Here is a 22,534-nt window from a genome sequence, read left to right as displayed (position 1 = left end):
TTACCTTGCGGGCCGCGCGCAATCCTGTCAGGCGTGGGCAATCATCAACACGCAGACCCCCAGCGTGATGAGCACGAAGCCTGTCCATTCGCGGCTGGTGAGCCAGCGTCCCGACATATAGCGCGAGACCAGCGCAACGATCGGCATCTCGATCAGCGCCAGCGTGCGCACGTTGGCCGCCATCGTCAGCGAGAAGGCGATGAACCAGCCTGCCGACGCCAGTGCGCCCAGCGCGCCCGCAGGCACGCTGAGGCGCCATTCGCGCAAGGAATGGGTGAAGGCCTTGGCATCGCGAAAGACGAACCACAGCGCCATCACCCCGCTCTGGATCGCCAGTGAAGTCACCAGCATGAGCAGGCTGCTCATGAGAAATGTGCCCTCACCCACCGCCTCGATCGAAGCGCGAAAGCAGATGGCGGTGAGGCCAAAAAGCGCGCCGCTGATGACACCTACGACAAGCGACTTCCAGTCGGCCAGGTCCCCCGCCCCGTCCCCGGGCTTGAGCGAGGCGAGCACGACGCCGATTGTGACGACCACCACCGCCAGCCAGCCCAGTGCAGGCAGGCGGTCGCCAATGAGAACGAGCCCGAGGACCGCCACGGTCGCGGGCTCGGTCTTGATGTAGGCATAGGCAACGCCGAAGTCCCGGCGCGACATGACGACCAGCATCAGCGCGGTCGCGGCGATCTGGGTCACCCCGCCCAGCGCCGCCCAGCCCCACGAGGCGGGCGGTATGGCGGGCAGGTCCTGTCCGGTAATTCCGACAAGCGTTGCCAGGAACAGCACCGCGAACGGCAGGCCGAAGACGAAGCGCACCTGGGTGCCTCCGGCCGTGCCGATCCGTCCCGTCAGGCGGGACTGGAAAGCGTTGCGAAATACCTGCGCGAGCGCGGCCGCCAGGGTGAACGGCACCCACAGGAAAGTAGACGTCATGCGCGCAGGCTCTCGCAGGCCGGGATCAGAAGCCCGCGAAGCGGACCTGATCCTCAAGCGGCGTACGGGTACGTTCGAACTGGTTGACCGGATCGGAACGGTCGCCGTACCCGATGGCAAGGCCGCAGAAGAGGATGTGCGTTTCATCGCTCACCCCGATATGGTCCTTGATGATACGGCCGAAGTCACTCATCCACTCCTGCGGGCAGGAATCGAGCCCCTCTTCGCGCAGCAGCAGCATGATCGTCTGCAGCCACATGCCCACGTCCGACCACTGCGGCGCAGCGTGCAGACGCTCCATGTAGATCAGCATCAGGACCGGCGCGCCGAACGAAACCTTGTTGGCCTCCACGAAACGGTTGCGACTTTCCTTGTCGTCGCGCGCGATGCCCATCGCGCCGTACATCTGCGCGCCCAGTTCCTGGAGGCGGGGCAGATAACGCTCCGACTTCTGCGGTTCGGAGTAGCTGTACTCGATCGGGTCCTGGCGCTCGGCGGGCAGGAGCTTGGCCTGCAGGGCCTTGAGCGGCTCACCGGTCAAAACGGTGGCTTCCCAAGGCTGGAAGTTGCAGCCCGAGGGCGCCATGCGCGCCTTGTCGAGAACCCGGGTCAGGACGTCGAGCGGCACCTTCTCGTCCGTGTAGGCGCGGATCGAGCGGCGGCTGGCGACAGCCTCGGTAACATTCATGCTTTCTTTTCTTCCTCGAACAGGCCGGCCAATTGCTCGATCATGGTGCCGCCCAGTTGTTCGGCGTCCATGATCGTGACGGCGCGGCGGTAGTAGCGGGTCACGTCGTGCCCGATGCCGATGGCGACCAGTTGCACCGGCGACTTGCCTTCGATCCACTCGATCACCCGGCGCAGGTGCGCCTCCAGGTAACCGGCGGAATTGACCGAAAGGGTGGAATCGTCGACCGGCGCGCCATCGGAGATCACCATCAGGATACGGCGATCCTCGGGCCGGGCGAGCAGGCGCTCGTGCGCCCAGAGCAGCGCCTCGCCGTCGATGTTTTCCTTGAGCAGCCCCTCGCGCATCATCAGGCCCAGGTTCTTGCGCGCGCGGCGCCAGGGCTCGTCGGCCTTCTTGTAGACGATGTGGCGAAGGTCGTTGAGACGGCCGGGGTGCGCGGGCTTGCCGTTGGCCAGCCAGTGCTCGCGGCTCTGCCCGCCCTTCCATGCGCGCGTGGTAAAGCCCAGAATCTCGACCTTGACCCCGCAGCGCTCAAGCGTGCGCGCCATGACGTCTGCGCTGATCGCCGCGATCGAGATCGGACGTCCGCGCATCGAACCCGAATTGTCGAGCAGCAGGGTCACGACGGTGTCCTTGAACTCGACATCACGCTCGACCTTGTAGGAAAGCGAGGAGCCGGGCGAGACGACGACACGGGCGAGGCGCGCAGCGTCGAGCATGCCCTCTTCCTGGTCGAAGTCCCAGGAGCGGTTCTGCTGCGCCATGAGGCGGCGCTGCATTCGATTGGCAAGCCGCGTGACGACGCCCTGGAGGCCCTTCAGTTGCGCGTCGAGATAGGCGCGCAGGCGCGTCAGTTCATCCTCGTCACACAGGTCCGCCGCACTCACGACCTCGTCGAAGGCCTCGGTAAAGACTTCGTAGTCGAAATCGGCGGGAATATCGGTCCACTGGCGGTTGGGCCGCACGGGCATCATGCCCTCTTCGCCCTCGTCGCCTTCCTGGCCTTCCTCCATGTCGTCGGAGGCATCGCCTTCGGCGTCGCTTTCGCCCTCGTTTTCGCCCATCTGGGGCTCGGCGGCCATCTCGGAGGGCTGGGGCTCCTGCCCGGCGTCCTCGCCGTCCTGCTGCTCCTCGGTCTCCTCGTCGCCATCGAGGTCGTCATTGTCCTCGGGCGGCATGTCGGTCGGCTCCATGCGCGTCAGTTCGAGGTGCTGGAGCATGTCGAGCGAGAGCGACTGGAAGGCCCGCTGGTCCTCGACCGAATTGGCGAGCGCCTCGAAATCGGAGGCAGCACGGCTCTCGATCCAGGTGCGCACCATGTCGACACCGGGACGTGCGACCTCGGGAATGTCTTGGCCGGTCAGGCGCTCGCGCAGGAGCAGCGAGAGCGCCGAGGCAATCGGCACCTCATCGGGCGCTTCAGCGCGGGCGATGGGATCGGTCGCGATGCGCGCCTCGAGCGCGCTGTCGAGATTGGCGCGCATGCCCTCGTAGGCGTTGCTGCCGATGGCTTCGTAGCGCACAGCCTCGACCGCGTCATAGCAGGCGCGCGCGATGGGTTCGCTCGGCGCCTCGCGCATGTGGGACTTGGGGTTGTGATAGCGCAGGCGCAGCGAAAGGCGGTCCGCCTCGCCGCGCGCCTTCATCGCGGCATCGCGCGGCACCTGACGGCCGGGCATCGGAATGCGGAAAAGGCTGCCCGAGGAACTGGCGGTATCGGCAGTCCAGTTCACCTCGATCTCGTTGTCCTGCGCGATGGCGCGCGAGGCTACGGCAAGGGCGGACTTGAAGCGGTCGGCTGGAGATTCGTCGGACATGGGGATGACAGCTAGCGCATACGGCCCCGAGCCTCAAACAGGTTCGCCATGCCAACGACTTGGCCAAGGAAACAGGCTGAGATTGAGAGCCCTGATCGGAAGCCGCAAACCCGTCCGGACAAGGACGCAAGAGCCGGGAACGCGTTGAGCGTCCCGGCCCGTCTCTGCCCGCGGCCAACCGCCCCGCCCGAACAGAACGCCGGGAGCTTCAGACCGCGTGGCGAAAACTTCGCCTCAGAGTGACTTGTCGCCCGATGCCTTCCAGCGCAGACGGTCGCTCGCGTCGATCACTTCGCCGCCGTTGGCCGTGAGCTTGTCGAAATCGGCGAAGGCCTTTTCGATGGCCTCGCGCTTTTCCAGGATCAAGGCGGCCACGCCGCTGGTCAGCCCGCCCTCGTCGCCCACGCGACCAAGTATGGCGGCAATATCGGCGACAACAGCCGTCGATGGAGAAGTATGAAGATGCCCACGGTCATCAACGTAGGCCTCGATTGTTCGCGCCATTGAACTCTCCTCACCTGACGGCGCATCTCGCCGCCCCGCCCCTTGATCGATGCGAATCAATCCAGGGTGTGCGGGCAGGATACCACAGCTTGAGGGCGCAGGAATCGGGGATACTGAGGAGAAACCCGTTCAGGAATGGAGCAGTTCGGCCGGGAAAAACCAAAAGTGCCCGAATTCAAAATTTTAACGATTTCGGGGCGCCCGGACGTGTTGCAAAAGCAACACACCCACGCACCCAACAAACTAATCCACAAAATAAAAAACGCCGCCGCACCGTATTAAAACAGGCGCAGCGGCGTATTCACATCACCTCTCGCTTTCGCCAGAAGTAATCATCAAGTCAAACCATCAGATCGACTGACCGGTCTTCGCCCAATCGGCGAGGAAGCCTTCGATACCCTTTTCGGTCAGAACGTGCTTGAACAGGTTCTTGATGACCGACGGCGGCATCGTCGCAACGTCCGCACCGATCTTGGCGCACTGCAGCAGGTGGATCGGGTGACGGATCGAGGCGGCGAGGATCTCGGTCTCGAAAGCGTAGTTGTCGTAGATGAGACGGATATCTTCGATCAGCTGGATGCCATCGAAGCCATTGTCGTCGTGACGGCCGATGAAGGGCGAGATGAACGAGGCGCCCGCCTTGGCGGCAAGCAGCGCCTGGTTGGCCGAGAAGCACAGCGTGACGTTGACCATCGTGCCTTCGCTGCTCAGCGCCTTGCAGGTCTTGAGACCATCGACGGTGAGCGGCACCTTGATGCACACGTTGTCGGCGATCTTGCGCAGGATTTCGGCCTCACGCATCATGCCTGCGTGGTCGAGCGCGACGACTTCGGCGCTGACCGGGCCATCGACGAGCTCGCAGATCTCCTTGGTGACTTCCATGAAGTCACGGCCCGACTTGGCGATCAGCGAAGGGTTGGTGGTAACGCCATCGAGGAGGCCGGTGTCGGCCATTTCCTTGATGTCGGCGATTTCGGCGGTGTCGACGAAGAACTTCATGGCGGGTTCCTGAACTGGGTTGAAGCTGGGGGACGGCCCCGGTGCGGGCCGGATGCGAATCTGGCGCCCCTATAGGCGCAGCTTTCGCATCGGACCAGACTCTCCCGAGCCACGCGACCGAAGACACCCGCCAGCGACCGCCCCGGTCATCTGGCGCCCGCTTCCGCCACGCAAGCTCCGGTCACGCGTCGCCGAAGGCCGATATGAGCAGAGGATCGCCACTCGGCTCGGGATCGCGGCGCAGGCTCGCTTCCTGAACGCCGACTTCATACCAGATCGCGTTGTCCGCCTCGACGGCCATGGCCGCGGCCGCTTGCGCGAGAGTGACCTCCGGCAGGGAGTTCACGACTTTCATCGTGTACGAATCGTCGTGCTTCTTCAGGATGGCGACAAGAATAGGCGTCATCGCCTCGATCAGCCCCATCCCGACCTGCGCACGCAGGTAGGACGTCGCGGCCGTGAACGAGCCGCCCAGAATTTCGTCCGTATCGGGCACCTCCAGTTTCGCGATCGGCGCACGCGCACGCGGTGCCACCTCGCGAACGGCTTCCTCGGCAAGACGGTTCTGCTCGTACATGAGCGCGCTCTTCTGCGTTTCGCTCAGACTTGGCTGCGACTTGAAGATTTCCGGCAGGCCAACCCGGGCGACCGAGCTGTTCCAGAACCCTTCCGATTTCGTCAGGATCGCGATGGCCTCCTTGGCCGCTGCGGCCAAGAGGTGGCGCACGACATCGGCCCGCTGATCGGGGGCGACCGCCGCCTGTGCGCTCTGACTTCCCAGCAGCCCACCACCCAGCACAGACAGCGCGACCACAGCAGCGCCGCCCGCCAGCACATCGCGCCGGTTCAGGCCCATCGCTGCACCGCGTACCACCGTGCCCTTGGACTGCATTCCCCAACTACGCATTACCCACTCCTTCCCGAGCCTCACTTCAAGTGCCTATATGCACGGGCAATGCTCCGTGTTCGACTCCTAGTTTTCAATGCCGCACTCGGCGTTCTCGATTACCGCGTGCCCGAGGGGATGCAGGTGGAACCCGGCTCCATCGTGATCGCGCCGCTCGGGCCGCGCCAGATCCTGGGCATTGCCTGGGAGCCCGAGCGCCTGGAAGCCCAGGACGTGCCCGAGGCCAAGCTGCGCCCGATCCTCGAAGTCCTGCCCGTCCCTCCGCTCAAGGCCGAACTGCGCCGACTGATCGAGTGGACGGCCGACTATTATTGCGCGCCGCTCTCTGCGGTCGCGCGCATGGCGCTCGGCTCAATGGCCGCGCTGCGCGGGGGCGGCACGACCACCGAGTACCGCCTGACAGGAGTGGAACCCAAGCGCCTCACCCCCCAGCGCGCCGCTGCAATGGATGCGCTGCATGGAGAGCAGGCCTCGATCCGCGAACTCGCCGAACTCGCCTCGGTCTCCGAGGGGGTTTTGCGCGGCATGGTCGGGGCGGGCCTGCTCGAAGCAATTACGGTCGATCTCGACAAGCCCTACCCGCCCGCCAATCCGCAGCATAACGCGCCCACGCTCAGCGACGACCAGCGCAAGGCCGCAGATACCTTCGTGGACGCGGTGAAGGCCAATGAATTCGCCCCCTTCCTCCTCGACGGGGTCACCGGCTCGGGCAAGACCGAGACCTACTTCGAAGCGGTCGCCGCCGCCATCGAGGACGGCAAGCAGGTCCTTGTCCTCCTCCCCGAAATCGCGCTCACCGAAAACTTCCTGCGCCGCTTCGAGGAACGCTTCGGCGTTGCCCCGATCCAGTGGCACTCCTCCTTGAAGGCCAGCGAGCGCCGCCGCGCCTGGCGCGCCATCGTCAAGGGTGCGGCCAACGGCGGCGCGCAGGTCGTTGTCGGCGCCCGCTCGGCGCTGTTCCTGCCTTATGCGCGCCTTGGCCTCATCATTGTCGATGAAGCGCACGAAGTCTCGTTCAAGCAGGACGAAGGCGTGCGCTACAACGCACGCGACGTCGCCGTCATACGCGCGCGCTACGAGAAGGCACCGATCATCCTGGCGAGCGCGACGCCGGCTCTGGAATCAATGCAGCTCGCCGAAGCGGGCATCTACACCAAGATCGAACTCCCGGCCCGCTTTGGCGGCGCGCAGCTACCCGACATCCAGATCCTCGATCTGCGCAAGGACGTTCCCGACAAGGGTCGCTGGATCGCCAAGCCCCTCGTCGCGCAGATGCAGGCCCGGCTGGAACGCGGCGAACAGTCGCTGCTGTTCCTCAACCGGCGCGGCTATGCCCCGCTCACCTTGTGCCGCAACTGCGGCCACCGCTTCCAGTGCAGCCACTGCACCGCCTGGCTGGTCGAGCACCGCTTCAGCCAGCGCCTCGCCTGCCACCATTGCGGCCACGAAGAGCCCGTTCCCGACGCCTGCCCGGAATGCAGCGCGAAGGATTGCCTCGTTGCCTGCGGCCCTGGCGTCGAACGCATTGCCGACGAGGTCGCCGAGATCTTCCCCGAAGCGCGCGTCGCGCTCATCACCTCGGACACGATGAACAGCCCCGAAGCCATCGCCGAGTTCGTTGCCAAGGCCGAGAACAAGGCCATCGACGTGATCGTGGGCACGCAGCTCGTGACCAAGGGCTACCACTTCCCCGACCTGACGCTGGTCGGCGTGATCGATGCCGACCTTGGCCTCGAAGGCGGAGACCTGCGCGCGGCCGAGCGCACCTACCAGCAGGTCGCCCAGGTTGCAGGGCGTGCCGGACGCGGTGAGAAGCCGGGCGAAGTGCTCATCCAGACGCGCCACCCTGAAGCTCCGGTCATCGCCGCGCTGGCCGCAGGCGACCGCGACGCCTTCTACGACGCCGAGACCGAAGCTCGCCGCGACGCAGGCGCTCCTCCCTTCGGACGCTGGGCCGCGATCATCGTCTCCTCCGAGGACATGGCCGAAGCGCGCGATGCGGCCCGCGCCATCGGCGGCACCGCACCCGACCTGCCCGACATGCTGGTCCTGGGCCCTGCCCCTGCCCCCCTATCGCTTCTGCGCGGACGGCATCGCTTTCGCCTTCTCATCAACGCGCGCCGCTCGGCCCAACTACAAAAGATCGTGCGCGCCTGGCTCGGCCCCCTCAACTTCCCCAAGGGTGTGCGCGTCCACGTCGACGTCGACCCCTACAGCTTCGTCTGACCGGCACGGCGAGTCTCCGACGAACGAACAGGTCGCGATTTTGCAGACCGAATGAACGCACCGCACCGTCCCAAGCGGTCCAGGACGCCATGTTCATCTGGCATTCAGTCGATTCCCCAAGGAACCTAGCCCGCACCCCAGACGAAAGGATAATGTTGCCATATGCGAAGTTGCGCGCCGCGCGCCGCAATTTGCAACTTGCGGCACGCCGCCCCCACCAAACCGGCAACGAAATTCAAAAAGCCTGCCAACGAATTGGCACGCACCACCGTGTAATTCCCTAGAATTTCCAGAGCGCTGAACGGCATCGCAGCGGAAATTGGATATCGCCCACGCACAAGACTGCACCGACTACTGTGAACGCTACCCTTTTGCAGTAACTGCGGCTAAGTTCCCACATCAACGTGGGCTCGTGTGCCGGGGTGCCTTGCATAGTCGCATTATCGTCGCTATGCGCGCCCCGTCTGCAGGCCGGGGGGACGTGCACAACAGGTTCCCCGTTCAGTGCCTCAGCCCACCCGATGTAAGGATAGGACACGCGTGGAGAACTCCGGCGGAATCAAGGCCAGCTTGCAAGGACGGTACGCTTCGGCGCTGTTCGAACTTGCCAGCGAAAACGGCACCGTAACGACAGTCGAAAGCGACCTCGACAAGACCGCTCAGGCGATTGCCGAGAACGAGGACCTCGCCGGCCTGATTCGGAATCCCGAAGTCAGCCGCAAGGATGCCGCCAAGGCGATGGACGCCGTGGCCGACATCCTGGGCCTGTCCCCGGTGAGCAAAAACTTCCTGGGCGTGCTGGCGGACAACCGTCGCCTCTCGGCCCTGCCCGAAATCATCCGGGCCTTCAGCGCGATTGCCGCTGCGCAGCGCGGCGAGGCAACGGCCGAAGTCACTTCGGCCCATGCGCTCGACGACCTGCAGGTCGAGCAGCTTCGCCAGAAGCTGGAAGCGCGCGAAGGCCGCAACGTAAAAATCAAGACGAGCGTCGATCCGGACCTTCTTGGCGGCCTTGTCGTCACGATCGGTTCGAAGCGTATTGACAGCTCGATCCGCACCCGTCTCAATTCGCTCGCCCAGGCCATGAAGGGCTGAAGAAAGGCATTAGAATGGATATCCGCGCAGCAGAAATCTCGAAGGTCATCAAGGACCAGATTGCCAACTTCGGCACCGAAGCTCAGGTTTCGGAAGTGGGCAAGGTGCTCTCCGTCGGTGACGGTATTGCCCGCATTCATGGCCTCGACCAGTGCCAGGCTGGTGAAATGGTCGAATTCGCCAACGGCATCCAGGGCATGGCGCTCAACCTCGAAGCCGACAACGTCGGCGTCGTGATCTTCGGCTCGGACGCCGAGATCAAGGAAGGCGACACCGTCAAGCGCACCGGCACCATCGTCGACGTGCCGACCGGCAAGGGCCTTCTGGGCCGCGTCGTCGACGCGCTGGGCAACCCGATCGATGGCAAGGGCCCGATCGAGTACACCGAGCGCCGCCGCGTGGAATCGAAGGCTCCGGGCATCATCCCGCGCAAGTCGGTGCACGAGCCCGTGCAGACCGGCCTCAAGGCCATCGACGCCCTCGTTCCCGTCGGCCGTGGCCAGCGCGAGCTGATCATCGGTGACCGTCAGACCGGCAAGACCGCCGTCGCCATCGACACCTTCATCAACCAGAAGGGTCCGAACCAGAGCGACGACGAAGGCAAGAAGCTCTACTGCATCTACGTCGCCGTCGGCCAGAAGCGCTCGACCGTTGCGCAGATCGTGCGTCAGCTCGAAGAGAACGGCGCGATGGAATACTCCATCGTCATCGCCGCGACCGCTTCGGAGCCCGCCCCGCTGCAGTACCTCGCGCCCTACACCGGCGCCGCGATGGGTGAGTTCTTCCGCGACAACGGCATGCACGCCGTGATCGTGTACGACGACCTTTCCAAGCAGGCCGTTGCCTACCGTCAGATGTCGCTGCTCCTTCGCCGTCCCCCGGGCCGCGAAGCGTACCCCGGCGACGTGTTCTACCTCCACAGCCGTCTCCTTGAGCGCGCTGCGAAGATGAGCGACGAGATGGGTGCCGGCTCGCTGACCGCGCTGCCGATCATCGAGACCCAGGCAGGCGACGTCTCGGCCTACATTCCGACCAACGTGATCTCGATCACCGACGGCCAGATCTTCCTTGAAACCGGTCTGTTCTATCAGGGCGTGCGTCCGGCCATCAACGTCGGTCTGTCGGTCAGCCGCGTCGGCGGTTCGGCCCAGACCAAGGCGATGAAGAAGGTTGCCGGCTCGATCAAGCTCGAGCTCGCGCAGTACCGCGAAATGGCGGCCTTCGCGCAGTTCGGTTCGGACCTCGACGCCTCGACCCAGAAGCTCCTCAACCGCGGTGCGCGCCTGACCGAGCTGCTCAAGCAGCCCCAGTTCTCGCCGCTCCCGTTCGAAGAGCAGACCGTGTCGATCTTCGCGGGCACCAACGGCTACCTCGACACCGTCGCGGTGTCGGACGTGGTCCGCTACGAAGCCGAGATGCTCAGCTTCATGCGTTCGGAGCACGCCGAGGTTCTGGCCGAGATTCGCGAGAGCAAGAAGTTCGAGGGCGAGGTGAAGGACAAGACCGTCGCCGCGCTCGACAAGTTCGCCAAGACCTTCGCGTAAGCCCTGCGTCGCCCCGGTGAAAGCCGGGGCCGCACCCGGCACGACGCAAGTCCTGCCGCACACGATCCCGGCTTTGTCCGGGATGACGAATGGAGAAAATTGAGTGGCATCGCTCAAGGAACTCAAGGGCCGGATCAACTCGGTCAAGTCGACCCAGAAGATCACGAAGGCCAAGCAGATGGTCGCCGCGGCCAAGCTGCGCAAGGCACAGGAAGCCGCCGAACAGGCGCGCCCCTATGCCGCTCGCCTCGCCGAGGTGATGGGCTCGCTCGCGAGCAAGGTCACGATCAGCGAGAACAGCCCCAAGCTCCTGGCTGGGACCGGCAGCGACCAGGTTCATCTCCTTGTCGTCGCCAACTCGGACAAGGGTCTGTGCGGCGCGTTCAACTCGAACATCGTGAAGGCGGCGGTCCAGAAGGCCCGCAAGCTCGAAGCCGAAGGCAAGACCGTGCTGTTCTACCTCGTGGGCCGCAAGGGCCGCGCGGTGATCAAGCGCGAATTCCCCAAGCAGATCGAGCACATGTTCGACACGACCGACGTGCGCAATCCCGGCTTCAACGAAGCCGAACAGATCGCGGACGAACTGGTTGCCCTCTACGAAAAGGGCAAGTTCGACGTCGCGCATCTGTTCTTCGCGAAGTTCCGCTCGGCGCTGGTTCAGGAGCCGACCGGTCAGCAGATCATCCCCGTTCCCACGCCTGAGGCTGCCGCTGCGACGGCCGGTCAGGACGCGGTGACCGAGTATGAGCCGGAAGAGGAAGAAATCCTCGCCGCGCTGCTGCCGCGTTACCTCAAGACCCAGCTCTTCGGTGCCCTGCTGGAGAACGCCGCATCCGAACAGGGTGCGTCGATGACGGCCATGGACAACGCCACGCGCAACGCGGGCGACCTGATCCAGAAGCTGACCATCCAGTACAACCGCAGCCGCCAGGCCGCGATCACCACCGAACTCGTTGAAATTATCGCGGGCGCGGAAGCGCTCTAAGACATCGCAGGCAAGGAAACCTCAAATGGCCACTGCACCCGTGCTTAACCAGACTACCGCTGGCAAGATCAGCCAGGTCATCGGCGCCGTCGTCGACGTCATCTTCGAAGGCGAGCTGCCCCCCATCCTCACCGCGCTCGAGACCGAGAACAACGGCCAGAAGCTGGTTCTCGAAGTCGCGCAGCACCTCGGTGAGAACACCGTGCGCACCATCGCCATGGACGGCACCGACGGCCTCACCCGCGGTCAGGACGTGACCTCGACCGGCAAGCAGATCTCGGTGCCGGTCGGCCCCAAGACGCTCGGCCGCATCATGAACGTCGTGGGCGATCCCATCGACGAACGCGGCCCGATCGGTTCGGACATGCACTCGGCGATCCACGCCGAAGCGCCCCCGTTCATCGAGCAGTCGACCGAAGCGGCCATCCTCGTGACGGGCATCAAGGTCATCGACCTTCTCGCTCCCTACGCCAAGGGCGGCAAGATCGGCCTGTTCGGCGGCGCAGGCGTGGGCAAGACCGTGCTCATCCAGGAGCTCATCAACAACATCGCGAAGGGCCACGGCGGCGTGTCCGTGTTCGCCGGTGTGGGTGAGCGTACCCGTGAAGGTAACGACCTCTACCACGAGTTCCTCGACGCCGGCGTTATCGCCAAGGACGCCGAAGGCAACGCGATCTCCGACGGTTCGAAGGTCGCCCTCGTCTTCGGTCAGATGAACGAGCCCCCGGGCGCCCGTGCCCGCGTCGCGCTCTCGGGCCTGACCATGGCCGAGTACTTCCGTGACCAGGAAGGCCAGGACGTTCTCTTCTTCGTCGACAACATCTTCCGCTTCACCCAGGCCGGCGCCGAAGTGTCGGCTCTGCTTGGCCGTATTCCTTCGGCCGTGGGCTACCAGCCGACCCTGTCGACCGACATGGGCCAGCTGCAGGAGCGCATCACCTCGACGACCAAGGGCTCGATCACCTCGGTCCAGGCCATCTACGTCCCCGCGGACGACCTTACCGACCCGGCTCCGGCTACCTCGTTCGCCCACCTTGACGCGACGACCACGCTGAACCGTGCGATCTCGGAGCTGGGCATCTACCCGGCCGTTGACCCGCTCGACTCGACCAGCCGCGTTCTCGAACCGCGCGTTGTCGGCAACGAGCACTACGAGACCGCCCGCGCCGTCCAGGAAATCCTGCAGAAGTACAAGTCGCTGCAGGACATCATCGCCATTCTCGGCATGGACGAGCTCTCGGAAGAGGACAAGCTGACGGTCGCCCGCGCCCGTAAGATCCAGCGCTTCCTCTCGCAGCCGTTCCACGTCGCCGAGGTCTTCACCGGCATCTCGGGCAAGTTCGTCCAGCTCGAAGACACCGTGAAGTCGTTCAAGGCCGTCGTCGAAGGCGAATACGACCACCTCCCCGAAGCGGCCTTCTACATGGTCGGCGGCATCGAGGAAGCGGTTGCCAAGGCGAAGAAGCTGGCAGAAGACGCCTAAGGAATTCGTTCGGAGCCCGGCACCGTTCCGCAAGGTTCAGGTGCCGGGCCCGGCCTCTTCCTGAAGGCATGCCCGACAGGGCCATTCCCGCCCCTCGGGCCCTCTTCCAAGCGCAAGGAAACGCAACATGGCACTGCATTTCGAACTCGTGACGCCGGCGAAGCTCGTTCGCTCGGAGGACGTCCACATGGTCGTCGTCCCCGGCACCGAAGGTGAGTTCGGTGTTCTTGCCGGTCACGCCCCCTTCATGTCGACCGTCGCCGATGGCGCGATCAAGGTCTACAAGACCGAGAACGGCATTCCCGAAGAGATCGTGATCTCGGGCGGCTTTGCCGAAGTCGGCGACAAGGGCCTGACCGTCCTGGCCGAACACGTCGAGAACTGATCCTTCGCGATCACCTCGCCATCTTACACGAAAAGGGCGCCCCGGACCTCCGGCGGCGCCCTTTTCGTATCCAGTGCAGAAGCCGGAAGTTTCCAAGGAGCCATAGCCCCTTGCCCCCGATATGGGCGACCTCCCGCTTACCAACCAAGGCTGCGTGAGAAACCTGCCCCAGACAGTTTGGGGAGCCCGAGGGCGATGGCCCTCGGAACTGTCTTTTTTGATTTGGTGTAGCCCACCCCACCTCACTTCTTCCGCCGCGTCGGCGCGTGAAAATCGGAAGGCTTGTTCCCGATCCAGGCCAGGAAGCGTGCAATCTCGGCCTGGCCGCGCAGCGCCTCGACGTCCTCACCGATCCGCGCGAGCTCGGCGTTGCTGAACGTCACGTGCAACGTGCGGTGGCAGATCGGATGGACGGGCCGTGTCGCACGCCCTCCCCGGCTCTTGGGAACCGGGTGGTGCCATTCCACCTTTCGTCCCAGTTCGCGCAGGCACAGCCAGCAGGTCTTCTCCGCGTCGTCCATGCCCCCAATCTAGGGATCGGCGCGCGCCTTGCCAGCCCCTCTCTTCCCTCGACGCATTAGGGAGTTATCAAAGTTTCAACCTTAATCTCCCACCTGAAACATGGAAATTCGCCCGGCGCCAGACCGGGCCATGGATACTAGGGTTGACGATACGATGACGGCATTCGGGCGGCGCAGTGGGATCGGACAGGGTACGCGTCCAGCTTTCGGGGTGGCCAAACCCCTGAAGGGCGGAGCAGGCGCCAAGGATCAGCAGGCCCCGGCTCCCGGTTCCGCACCCGTGCCGGGCAACGATGCCCCGTCCGCCCCTGCAGCCGAGAAGGCTCCGGGCAATCCCAATTCGCGCGAAGATGCAATGTCGCGGCTTGCGGATCGCGCCAACGCCGTGCACGAGAACCAGGAGCAGGACAGCTTCGAGGCCTCGATCCACAAGATCAAGGAGCAGGTCCTTCCCCGCCTTCTCGAACGTGTCGATCCCGAGGCGGCCGCGACGCTCACCAAGGACGAACTCTCCGAGGAATTCCGGCCGATCATCGTCGAGGTGCTCGCCGAACTGAAGATCACCTTCAACCGGCGCGAGCAGTTCGCGCTCGAGAAGGTGCTGATCGACGAGCTGCTCGGCTTCGGACCGCTGGAGGAGCTTCTCAACGACCCCGATGTCTCGGATATCATGGTCAACGGCCCCAACCAGACCTACATCGAAAAGAAGGGCAAACTGCAGCTGGCCGGGACCAAGTTCCGCGACGAACAGCACCTCTTCCAGATCGCCCAGCGCATCGTGAACCAGGTCGGCCGCCGTGTTGACCAGACCACGCCGCTGGCCGACGCCCGCCTCAAGGACGGCAGCCGTGTCAACGTGATCGTCCCGCCGCTCAGCCTGCGCGGCACCGCGATCTCGATTCGTAAGTTCTCCGAGAAGCCGATCACGATCGACATGCTGCGCGACTTCGGCTCGATGTCGGACAAGATGGCGACCGCGCTCAAGATCGCAGGCGCGTGCCGCATGAACGTGGTCATCTCGGGCGGTACCGGTTCGGGCAAGACAACCATGCTCAACGCCCTGTCCAAGATGATCGATCCGGGCGAGCGCGTGCTGACCATCGAGGACGCCGCCGAACTTCGTCTTCAGCAGCCGCACTGGCTGCCGCTCGAAACCCGCCCGCCGAACCTGGAGGGCCAAGGCGCCATCACCATCGGCGACCTCGTCAAGAACGCCCTGCGTATGCGCCCGGACCGCATCATTCTGGGCGAAATTCGCGGCGCGGAATGTTTCGACCTTCTCGCCGCCATGAACACCGGTCACGATGGCTCGATGTGTACCCTCCACGCCAACTCGCCGCGCGAGTGTCTGGGGCGTATGGAAAACATGATCCTGATGGGCGACATCAAGATTCCCAAGGAAGCGATCAGCCGCCAGATCGCCGAATCCGTCGACATCATCGTCCAGGTCAAGCGCCTGCGCGACGGTTCGCGCCGCACCACCAACATCACCGAGGTGATCGGCATGGAAGGCGACGTCATCGTCACCCAGGAACTCTTCAAGTTCGAGTATCTGGACGAGACCGACGACGGCAAGATCGTCGGCGAGTTCCGCGCCTCGGGCCTGCGCCCCTACACGCTGGAAAAGGCGCGCCAGTTCGGCTTCGACCAGGCCTATCTGGAGGCCTGCCTCTAGACCCGCGCCCACGAGGCAATCGTCAGGGCCCCGCCAGCCTCGTGCCGGCGGGGCCCTGTCGTATCCGCGCCGTATCAGCGCACGATGGAGACACCGAAGCGCAGACGTGTGACCTTGCGGTTGTAGTCGAGCAGGTTCTCGCCGTAGCCCGCAAAGGCCTGTCCGAAGAGGTAGAGGTTGAGCCCGGTGTCGATGATGTTGTCCATGGGATAGGACAGCTCCCCTTCGACCGCGCCCTTACCCGAAGAAAAGTTGAGGCGGCTGGTCGTGGTGAGACGCAGGCCATCAGGCTTGCCGATCTCGGCAAAGAGGCCGGTCGAACCCCGGTAGTGGCGGATATCCGGGTTGTCCGAAAGATCGCCCACGTAGAAGAACAGGCGCGGTCCGAACGACACCGTGTAGTCGCCCGCTTCCACGGAGGCCACCGGCTGGATGTAGACCGTGTTCGCGCTGCGCGAGGCATCGCCGTCGCGGCCATTGGATTCGTGGCGAAGGCCCACCTGCCCGCCCAGCGACAGCCCATCGCCCACTTTGACGGCGGGCTGCAGGTAGAAGATCTCGGGCATGAAATCGATATTGCGGAAAGGCGAGGAATCCGCGCCCAGGTCCCAGAACATGCGCTGGGTGTAGGCAAAGTGCAGTCCGTTGGCGAAGGGCGCGCCCAGTCCAACGTCGCCCGGGTCCCCGAACAGCTGGTACTTGAAGCTGATCTGGATGCGGCCCTCGCTGTTGGTGCCGGGGCCATAGGCCGCATAGATCGGACCGTAGGCGGAGAGGTTGTCGAGGAAGGCATTGCCCCGCTCGCCCTTCGCCGAGGGGACTTCGCTGGGCGCGAGCACGATCCCGGTCTCGGCCTGCTTCGCCTCGGGCGCCGCTGCGATGGCCGTGTCCTCGCCAGCCGGGTCCACTGCGGGGGCAGCCACGGCGAGACGCTCGGCGCGGCTGGGCACGAGATAGTGGGGCGAGGCCGCGCCCTCGTCCAGGCTGAGCGAGATCGAAGCGCTTTCGCTTGCCTGCTCGCTCGCTGTCACCGCGTTGGGCAGGCGCAGCTGGCACTGGCGCGTGGCGAGACTGGCCGGGACCGCTTCACCGCTTGCCACAGGAGCGCACGTGATCGTTGCGGGAACCCGCTGCATACCCACCGTCAGGATCGCCTCCAGATGATCGGGTACGGCTGCGGATGCGGCTCGATCAGGGAGCGCTACGACCTCGATTTCGATGGTGGCCTCGTCCTGCGTGGGCGCCATCTGCGCGACGAGCAGGCGCGGCGCATCCGGTGCCTGATCCTGAGCCCAGGCCGAGCCATGCGAAAGAGCGAGGGCTAGAGCGCCCAGCGGCAGGACGGCGCCTGTCCGGAGCCAACCGGCCCGGTTGCGTGCAAAAGTCATCTTGATCGTGTCACCCGATAGCGCCCCTGTGAACGGGCTTGCTCCCTGTCTGCAATCCGTGTCGCGTCGCGTTCTGGCTAGACACCCAGCCAGTGGCGACCACCGACACCGATCAGCAGCACAGCTCCCAGAAACGCAAAAAGGAAGATCGCGTTCCATGGCATGAAACCCACGCGGTCGAGATCGGTTCGCCGCAGGCGTCGCCGCTCGGCCAGTGTTGCCACCAGCGCCAGCACGGCAAGCACCGCACCGCACGTCACCATGATCTGATCGGTCGGTTCCATACCCCTGCCCTTGCCCCGAAGCGCGCAGGAGTTAAAGCGGCTTCGTGACCTCTTCCCCAGACATGCCCGCAACCAGCGCCAAGACGCCCCCCGCTCCTGCCGAGCGCCCGCACAACCCTTTGCTGGCGATTTCGCTGCGTCTGGGCGCCACGCTGGCGCTGGCAACGATGTTCATGCTGATCAAGCTTGCCGGGACCTATGGGGTCTCGATGCCCGAGCTGATGTTCTGGCGCCAGGCGATCAGCGTGCCGCTCATTGCAGGGGCGCTCTATTTCACGGGGCAGTTCGGCAAGCTGGGCACGCGCCGTCCGCTGGCCCACGCGGGCCGCGCGGCGGTCGGGACGGCGGGCCTGTTCTGCAACATTGCCGCCTCCACCCTGCTTCCCCTGCCCGTAGCCACGACACTGGGCTTCACGGCCCCGCTCTTCGCCGTCCTCATCACCGCGCTGATCCTGCGCGAGCATGTCGGACGCTGGCGCTGGACTGCGGTGATCGCCGGGTTTGCCGGAGTCCTCGTGATCGCAGGGCCTGGCGAGATCGCCAACGTGCCGGTGCTGGGTGTCGCGGCAGGCCTTGGCGCCGGGATCATCGTTGCCACGGTCAGCTTCCAGATCCGCGACCTTGCGCGCACCGACACGCCGATCTCGATGGTGTTCTGGTTCGCGCTTTTCGGGATGCTGGGGGCCAGCCTGTTCCTCCCCTTCTACGGGCGCTGGCACGAACCGCAGGTCTACCTCATCCTGATCGCGCTGGGACTTGCCGGCACGCTCGGGCAGTTCTTCATCGCCGCCTCGCTGCGCTACGCCTCGGTCGCGACCGTGGTGGTCATCGACTACGTCTCGCTCATCTGGGCGACGACTTACGGCCTTGTCATCTTCGGCAGCTGGCCGCCGCACACGACCTGGCTGGGGGCCCCGCTCATCATCGCGGCAGGCCTCATCATTACGTGGCGCGAGCACTATCTTTCACGCCGGGTCTCCCCGGCCTCCGCGATCGACGCCAGCGCTCTGGAAGAGGCCGCCGAGGACGATCCTGTCTCCCGCACCGGAACCTGATCATGGTTTGCGTGTTTTTCCCTGCGACCCGGCCGCTTGCGGCCTCGCGGCACGAAAAGGAAAAGACACCATGATCAAGAAGTTCACCTTTGCCCTCCTTGCCAGCGGCCTCGTCCTGGGTGCGAGCGCGTGCAACACCGTCAAGGGCGCGGGCGAAGACATTGAATCGGTCGGCCAGGCAGGCGACGACGCCATCAACTGAGCCACCCCGGCAGTTCCGGACCGTGCAGGCGCCCCTCCCTCCAGCAGGGACGCCTGCGCGGTCCGGTGCCGTCCCCAAGCCGAACGGGGAAGGTCTATCTTGGCAGGACGGCAATGCTTCGCGTAAGAAGGTTGTCCCATCCACCACGAAAAGATCGACCGCAATGATCGGCAAATCGCTTACCCTTCTCGCCGCCCTCGGCCTTCTGGCTGGCCTAGCCGCCTGCAACACCGTCAAGGGCCTTGGCCGCGACGTGGAATCGGTGGGTCAGGCGGGCGAGCGCGCCATCAACTGAACGCGCCCTTGGCGTTTCACCAGCGCCAGATACGAGAACGGCCGCAATCCCGAAAAGGACTGCGGCCGAATTCGTGTGTGCCAAAGCGAAGCGCTCAGGCCGCTTCGTCGCCCTTCCAGACCAGCACGGGCTTGCGTGCGGCGCGGGTCTCGTCGAGACGGCGGCGCGGCGCGAAGTGGGGCGCGGTGTGCAGGCTCTCATCCTGCTCCTGCGCGCGCTGGGCAAGGTTGCGCATCGAGGCAATGAAACGGTCGAGCCCCTGCTTGCTTTCCGTCTCCGTGGGCTCGATCAGCATCGCGCCCTTGACCACCAGCGGGAAGTAGACCGTCATCGGGTGGAAACCCTCGTCGATCAGGCCCTTGGCGATGTCGAGCGTGGAAATGCCCTCGGGCAGGCCCGCATCGCTGAACAGTGCCTCATGCATGCACGGACCGCTCTTGCCGAAGGGTGCTTCGAGTACGTCCTCAAGGCTGCGCAGGATGTAATTGGCGTTCAGCACGGCATCTTCCGACACCTGCTTCAGGCCATCCGCACCATGGCTGAGGATATAAGCCAGCGCGCGGGTGAACATGCCCATCTGGCCGTGGAAGGCGACCATGCGGCCAAAGGCACGTTCGTGCCCTTCCCCGCGGTTTTCTTCCTCGACAAGGTGAACCTCGCCGTCTTCGCCGCGCGTCACGAAGGGAAGCGGCGCATAAGGGGCGAGCGCTTCGGACAGCACCACCGGACCTGCGCCCGGACCGCCGCCGCCGTGGGGCGTGGAGAAGGTCTTGTGCAGGTTGATGTGCATGGCATCGACGCCCAGGTCCCCCGGACGCACGCGCCCAACGATGGCGTTGAAATTCGCGCCGTCACAGTAGACGTAGCCGCCCACCGCGTGGACCGCGTCCGCGATTTCCTTGAGGTCCGGTTCGAACAGACCGCAGGTGTTGGGGTTGGTGATCATCACGCCCGCAACGTCCGGACCCAGCTTGGCCTTGAGCGCTTCCAGATCGACGCGGCCCTCGGGCGTTGCCGGAATGGCCTGCACCTTGAAGCCCGCGAAGGCAGCGGTCGCCGGGTTGGTGCCGTGCGCGCTTTCGGGAACAAGAACGATCTCACGGCTCTCCCCACGCGCATCGAGCGCGGCGCGGATGCACAGGAGGCCGCACAGTTCGCCATGCGCGCCCGCCTTGGGGCTCATCGCGACCGACGCCATGCCGGTCAACTTCATCAGCCAGTCGGCCAGCTGCTCGATCACTTCGAGGGCGCCCTCGACCGTCTTCTGCGGCTGGAGCGGGTGGACATCGGCGAAGCCGGGCAGACGCGCCATCTTCTCGTTCAGGCGCGGGTTGTGCTTCATCGTGCACGAGCCGAGCGGGAACGGGCCAAGGTCGATGCCGTAGTTCTGGCGCGAGAGGCGCGTGTAGTGGCGCACCGCTTCGGGCTCGGACAGGCCGGGCAGCGCGGGCGCGGCCTTGCGGCGGAACTTCGAAAGCGCTGGCGAGACGGCCTTGGTCGGCGCCTCGATGTCGACGCCGGTCTGGCCTTCGCAGCCCAGTTCGAAGATCAGCGCTTCTTCCAGCATCAGCGCGCGGTCGCCGCTCTGCGTGGCGGGCGCCATGTCGCCAGGGGCAACTTCGTTCATGCTGGGACGCCAGCCTGCCGTGTTCACACCGCTCATGCCGCTTCTCCTTCCAGCACCGCCGCAAGGCCGGCGGCGAATTCCTCGATATCTTCCAGGGTGACGGTCTCGGTCGCGGTGACGAGGAGACCCTTGTGGAGGTCAGCCTGCTCGGGGAACAGGCGGCCCAGCGAGACACCGCCCAGGATGCCCTTATCGGCCAGCTCGCGCACAACCTCGCGGGCATCGCGCGGCAGGACCAGCGTGACCTCGTTGAAGTAGGCATCGCTCAGGAGCGACACGCCCGGGATCTGCGTAAGGCGCTCGACCAGAGCCTGCGTGCGATCGTGGTTGATCGCGGCCAGCTGCTCCAGCCCTTCCCCGCCCAGAAGGCTCATGTGAATGCTGAAAGCCAGCGCGCACAGGCCCGAGTTGGTGCAGATGTTGCTCGTCGCCTTCTCGCGGCGGATGTGCTGCTCGCGGGTCGAGAGCGTGAGCACGAAACCGCGCTTGCCCTCTGCATCGACGGTCTCGCCGCACAGGCGTCCGGGCATCTGGCGTACGAACTTCTCGCGGCAACCGAAGAGACCCAGGTAAGGTCCGCCGAACTGCAGGCCAACGCCCAGCGACTGACCCTCGCCCACCACGACGTCCGCGCCAAGGTGGCCCGGCGCTTCGAGCAGGCCCAGCGCGACCGGCTCGGTCACGACCACGATCAGCAGCGCCTTGGCCGCGTGGGCCGCTTCGGCGATGGCTTCAAGGTCGGGAATGCGGCCCATGATGTCCGGGTACTGGACGACCACGCTGGAGGTCGTCTCATCAATGGCCGCGATCACCGCCGCGTCGTCGGTCTGTGCGGACAGTTCCGGCGTCAGGCTGACGATCTCGTCCTTGGTGAACTTGGCCATCGTGCGCACTACTTCGCCGTAGTGCGGATGCAGGCCGCCCGAGAGCACGGCCTTGCCCTTGCGGGTCACGCGCGCGGCCATCAGGATGGCTTCCCAGCACGCGGTCGAGCCGTCGTACATCGAGGCGTTGGCGATGTCGGTGCCGAACATGCGCGCGACCTGCGTCTGGAACTCGAAGAGAACCTGCAGCGTGCCTTGCGCGATTTCGGGCTGGTAGGGGGTGTAGGCGGTGAGGAACTCGCCGCGCTGGATAAGGTGATCGACCGAGGCCGGCACGTGGTGGCGATAGGCGCCCGCGCCCAGGAAGAACGGGGCCGAGCCCGCATCGAGGTTCTTCGCGGCGAGCTTGCCGAGGTGGCGCTCCACGGCCATTTCGCTGGCGTGCATGGGCAGGCCCGCGATGGGGCCGGAAAGACGCGCCGCTTCGGGCACATCGCAAAAGAGCTCGTCGACCGACGAGGCCCCGACGGTCTCCAGCATGCTGGACCTGTCGGCAGGCGTAAGGGGGAGATAGCGCATCAGGCTTGCATTCCTGAATGAGAGGGAGGCGCACGCCCGGGCCATGCCGGGGGCGCACAGAAAGGGGCCGCAGCCCTGTCCGTAAGCTGCGGTCCCAGGGCCTCCCCCTCGTGTGAGCGGGAGGCCACCGGCATCAGAGACCCGCGACGAACTTCTTGTAGGCCGCCTCGTCCATGAGCTCCTCGAGCTCGCTGGCGTCGGCCAGCTTGACGCGGAACAGCCAGCCGCCGACCTCCGGGTCGGAGTTGACGAGTTCGGGCTCGTCGGCGAGCGCGTCATTGGTCTCGGCGATCTCACCCGAAACCGGGGTGTAGACGTCGCTTGCCGCCTTCACGGAATCGACGACAGCAATGGAATCGCCCTTGGCGACCGTCGCGCCCTCTTCAGGCAGGTCGACAAAGGTGATGTCGCCCAGCTGGCCCTGTGCGTAATCGGTGATGCCAACGGTGCCGAGGTCGCCCTCGACTTCGATCCACTCGTGATCTTCGGAATAGTAAACAGACATGGGTGCAAGC

Annotated in this window: 22 protein-coding genes; 10 read left to right on the top strand and 12 right to left on the bottom strand. The window is 65.1% G+C overall.

Annotated elements, in window-relative coordinates; all coding sequences use genetic code 11:
- Positions 1 to 27: 27 nt before the first annotated feature.
- From MTR65_RS05380 to MTR65_RS05355, 6 genes are all read right to left on the bottom strand, one after another.
- Positions 28 to 933 (bottom strand): EamA family transporter, encoded by a 906-nt coding sequence (locus MTR65_RS05380; protein WP_243797871.1) that lies wholly within the window; start codon positions 931 to 933, stop codon positions 28 to 30.
- A gap of 25 nt (positions 934 to 958) precedes the next feature.
- Complete coding sequence (locus MTR65_RS05375) at positions 959 to 1,621, bottom strand: nitroreductase (protein ID WP_243797869.1); 663 nt, start codon at positions 1,619 to 1,621, stop codon at positions 959 to 961.
- A complete protein-coding gene (gene cobT / locus MTR65_RS05370) occupies positions 1,618 to 3,441 on the bottom strand; it encodes a cobaltochelatase subunit CobT (RefSeq protein ID WP_226636837.1) in 1,824 nt (607 codons plus the stop codon). Before cobT ends, MTR65_RS05375 begins: the two co-directional genes overlap by 4 nt.
- 234 nt (positions 3,442 to 3,675) lie before the next feature.
- Entirely contained in the window at positions 3,676 to 3,945 is a 270-nt protein-coding gene (locus MTR65_RS05365; RefSeq protein WP_039393177.1) for a hypothetical protein, read from the bottom strand.
- 348 nt (positions 3,946 to 4,293) lie between these two features.
- On the bottom strand, positions 4,294 to 4,944 hold the full coding sequence (gene fsa, locus MTR65_RS05360) for a fructose-6-phosphate aldolase (RefSeq protein WP_039393175.1): 651 nt from the start codon (positions 4,942 to 4,944) through the stop codon (positions 4,294 to 4,296).
- A 181-nt stretch (positions 4,945 to 5,125) separates the two neighbouring features.
- Positions 5,126 to 5,851, bottom strand: a complete 726-nt coding sequence (locus MTR65_RS05355) for a DUF4197 family protein (protein WP_243797867.1) — start codon at positions 5,849 to 5,851, stop codon at positions 5,126 to 5,128.
- Positions 5,852 to 5,899: 48 nt separating this feature from the next.
- Here MTR65_RS05355 and MTR65_RS05350 point away from each other — a divergent pair, with 48 nt between their 5' ends.
- The 6 genes from MTR65_RS05350 (at position 5,900) to MTR65_RS05325 (ending at position 13,569) form a co-directional block, all read left to right on the top strand.
- A complete protein-coding gene (locus MTR65_RS05350; RefSeq protein ID WP_243797865.1) occupies positions 5,900 to 8,077 on the top strand; it encodes a primosomal protein N' in 2,178 nt (725 codons plus the stop codon).
- A 540-nt stretch (positions 8,078 to 8,617) separates the two neighbouring features.
- Entirely contained in the window at positions 8,618 to 9,172 is a 555-nt protein-coding gene (locus MTR65_RS05345; protein ID WP_148627881.1) for a F0F1 ATP synthase subunit delta, read from the top strand.
- Between the two features lie 14 nt (positions 9,173 to 9,186).
- The gene (gene atpA / locus MTR65_RS05340; RefSeq protein ID WP_226636845.1) at positions 9,187 to 10,716 is read left to right on the top strand and encodes a F0F1 ATP synthase subunit alpha; all 1,530 of its coding nucleotides are present in this window, start codon (positions 9,187 to 9,189) and stop codon (positions 10,714 to 10,716) included.
- A 103-nt stretch (positions 10,717 to 10,819) separates the two neighbouring features.
- Positions 10,820 to 11,701: a F0F1 ATP synthase subunit gamma gene (locus MTR65_RS05335; RefSeq protein ID WP_226636847.1), complete on the top strand. Its 882-nt coding sequence runs from the start codon at positions 10,820 to 10,822 to the stop codon at positions 11,699 to 11,701.
- Between the two features lie 25 nt (positions 11,702 to 11,726).
- The gene (gene atpD, locus MTR65_RS05330) at positions 11,727 to 13,184 is read left to right on the top strand and encodes a F0F1 ATP synthase subunit beta (protein ID WP_226636849.1); all 1,458 of its coding nucleotides are present in this window, start codon (positions 11,727 to 11,729) and stop codon (positions 13,182 to 13,184) included.
- 127 nt (positions 13,185 to 13,311) lie between these two features.
- Positions 13,312 to 13,569 (top strand): ATP synthase F1 subunit epsilon, encoded by a 258-nt coding sequence (locus tag MTR65_RS05325; protein ID WP_039393165.1) that lies wholly within the window; start codon positions 13,312 to 13,314, stop codon positions 13,567 to 13,569.
- A 242-nt stretch (positions 13,570 to 13,811) separates the two neighbouring features.
- Here the strand turns inward: MTR65_RS05325 and MTR65_RS05320 are convergent, their stop codons facing one another.
- Positions 13,812 to 14,090 (bottom strand): HNH endonuclease, encoded by a 279-nt coding sequence (locus tag MTR65_RS05320; protein ID WP_243797863.1) that lies wholly within the window; start codon positions 14,088 to 14,090, stop codon positions 13,812 to 13,814.
- A 154-nt stretch (positions 14,091 to 14,244) separates the two neighbouring features.
- Here MTR65_RS05320 and MTR65_RS05315 point away from each other — a divergent pair, with 154 nt between their 5' ends.
- Positions 14,245 to 15,765, top strand: a complete 1,521-nt coding sequence (locus MTR65_RS05315) for a TadA family conjugal transfer-associated ATPase (RefSeq protein ID WP_243798131.1) — start codon at positions 14,245 to 14,247, stop codon at positions 15,763 to 15,765.
- A gap of 74 nt (positions 15,766 to 15,839) precedes the next feature.
- Here MTR65_RS05315 and MTR65_RS05310 read toward each other — a convergent pair whose 3' ends face one another.
- Both MTR65_RS05310 and MTR65_RS05305 read right to left on the bottom strand, forming a co-directional pair.
- The gene (locus tag MTR65_RS05310; protein ID WP_243797861.1) at positions 15,840 to 17,153 is read right to left on the bottom strand and encodes a phospholipase A; all 1,314 of its coding nucleotides are present in this window, start codon (positions 17,151 to 17,153) and stop codon (positions 15,840 to 15,842) included.
- Between the two features lie 77 nt (positions 17,154 to 17,230).
- Entirely contained in the window at positions 17,231 to 17,437 is a 207-nt protein-coding gene (locus tag MTR65_RS05305; RefSeq protein WP_226636854.1) for a hypothetical protein, read from the bottom strand.
- 44 nt (positions 17,438 to 17,481) lie between these two features.
- On the opposite strand from MTR65_RS05305, the gene MTR65_RS05300 reads away from it, so the two are divergent.
- The 3 genes from MTR65_RS05300 (at position 17,482) to MTR65_RS05290 (ending at position 18,989) form a co-directional block, all read left to right on the top strand.
- The gene (locus MTR65_RS05300; RefSeq protein WP_243797859.1) at positions 17,482 to 18,492 is read left to right on the top strand and encodes a DMT family transporter; all 1,011 of its coding nucleotides are present in this window, start codon (positions 17,482 to 17,484) and stop codon (positions 18,490 to 18,492) included.
- Between the two features lie 70 nt (positions 18,493 to 18,562).
- Positions 18,563 to 18,694, top strand: coding sequence for an entericidin A/B family lipoprotein (locus MTR65_RS05295; RefSeq protein WP_148627888.1), 132 nt, complete (start codon positions 18,563 to 18,565; stop codon positions 18,692 to 18,694).
- 163 nt (positions 18,695 to 18,857) lie between these two features.
- Entirely contained in the window at positions 18,858 to 18,989 is a 132-nt protein-coding gene (locus MTR65_RS05290) for an entericidin A/B family lipoprotein (RefSeq protein ID WP_243797857.1), read from the top strand.
- A 94-nt stretch (positions 18,990 to 19,083) separates the two neighbouring features.
- On the opposite strand, the gene gcvPB is transcribed toward MTR65_RS05290, so the two are convergent.
- The 3 genes from gcvPB to gcvH all read right to left on the bottom strand — a co-directional run bounded on the left by gcvPB (position 19,084) and on the right by gcvH (position 22,524).
- Entirely contained in the window at positions 19,084 to 20,652 is a 1,569-nt protein-coding gene (gene gcvPB, locus MTR65_RS05285; RefSeq protein ID WP_243797854.1) for an aminomethyl-transferring glycine dehydrogenase subunit GcvPB, read from the bottom strand.
- Positions 20,649 to 22,019 (bottom strand): aminomethyl-transferring glycine dehydrogenase subunit GcvPA, encoded by a 1,371-nt coding sequence (gene gcvPA, locus MTR65_RS05280; protein ID WP_243797851.1) that lies wholly within the window; start codon positions 22,017 to 22,019, stop codon positions 20,649 to 20,651. The genes gcvPB and gcvPA overlap by 4 nt, the downstream gene beginning before the upstream one ends.
- A gap of 133 nt (positions 22,020 to 22,152) precedes the next feature.
- A complete protein-coding gene (gene gcvH, locus MTR65_RS05275; protein ID WP_039393152.1) occupies positions 22,153 to 22,524 on the bottom strand; it encodes a glycine cleavage system protein GcvH in 372 nt (123 codons plus the stop codon).
- Between the last annotated feature and the right edge of the window lie 10 nt (positions 22,525 to 22,534).

It is taken from the genome of Novosphingobium mangrovi (genome assembly GCF_022818885.1).
In the GTDB taxonomy this organism is placed as follows: Bacteria; Pseudomonadota; Alphaproteobacteria; order Sphingomonadales; family Sphingomonadaceae; genus Novosphingobium; species Novosphingobium mangrovi.
The sequence above is the reverse complement of the archived record's forward strand: the minus strand, read 5'-3'. Positions and strand labels throughout refer to the sequence as shown.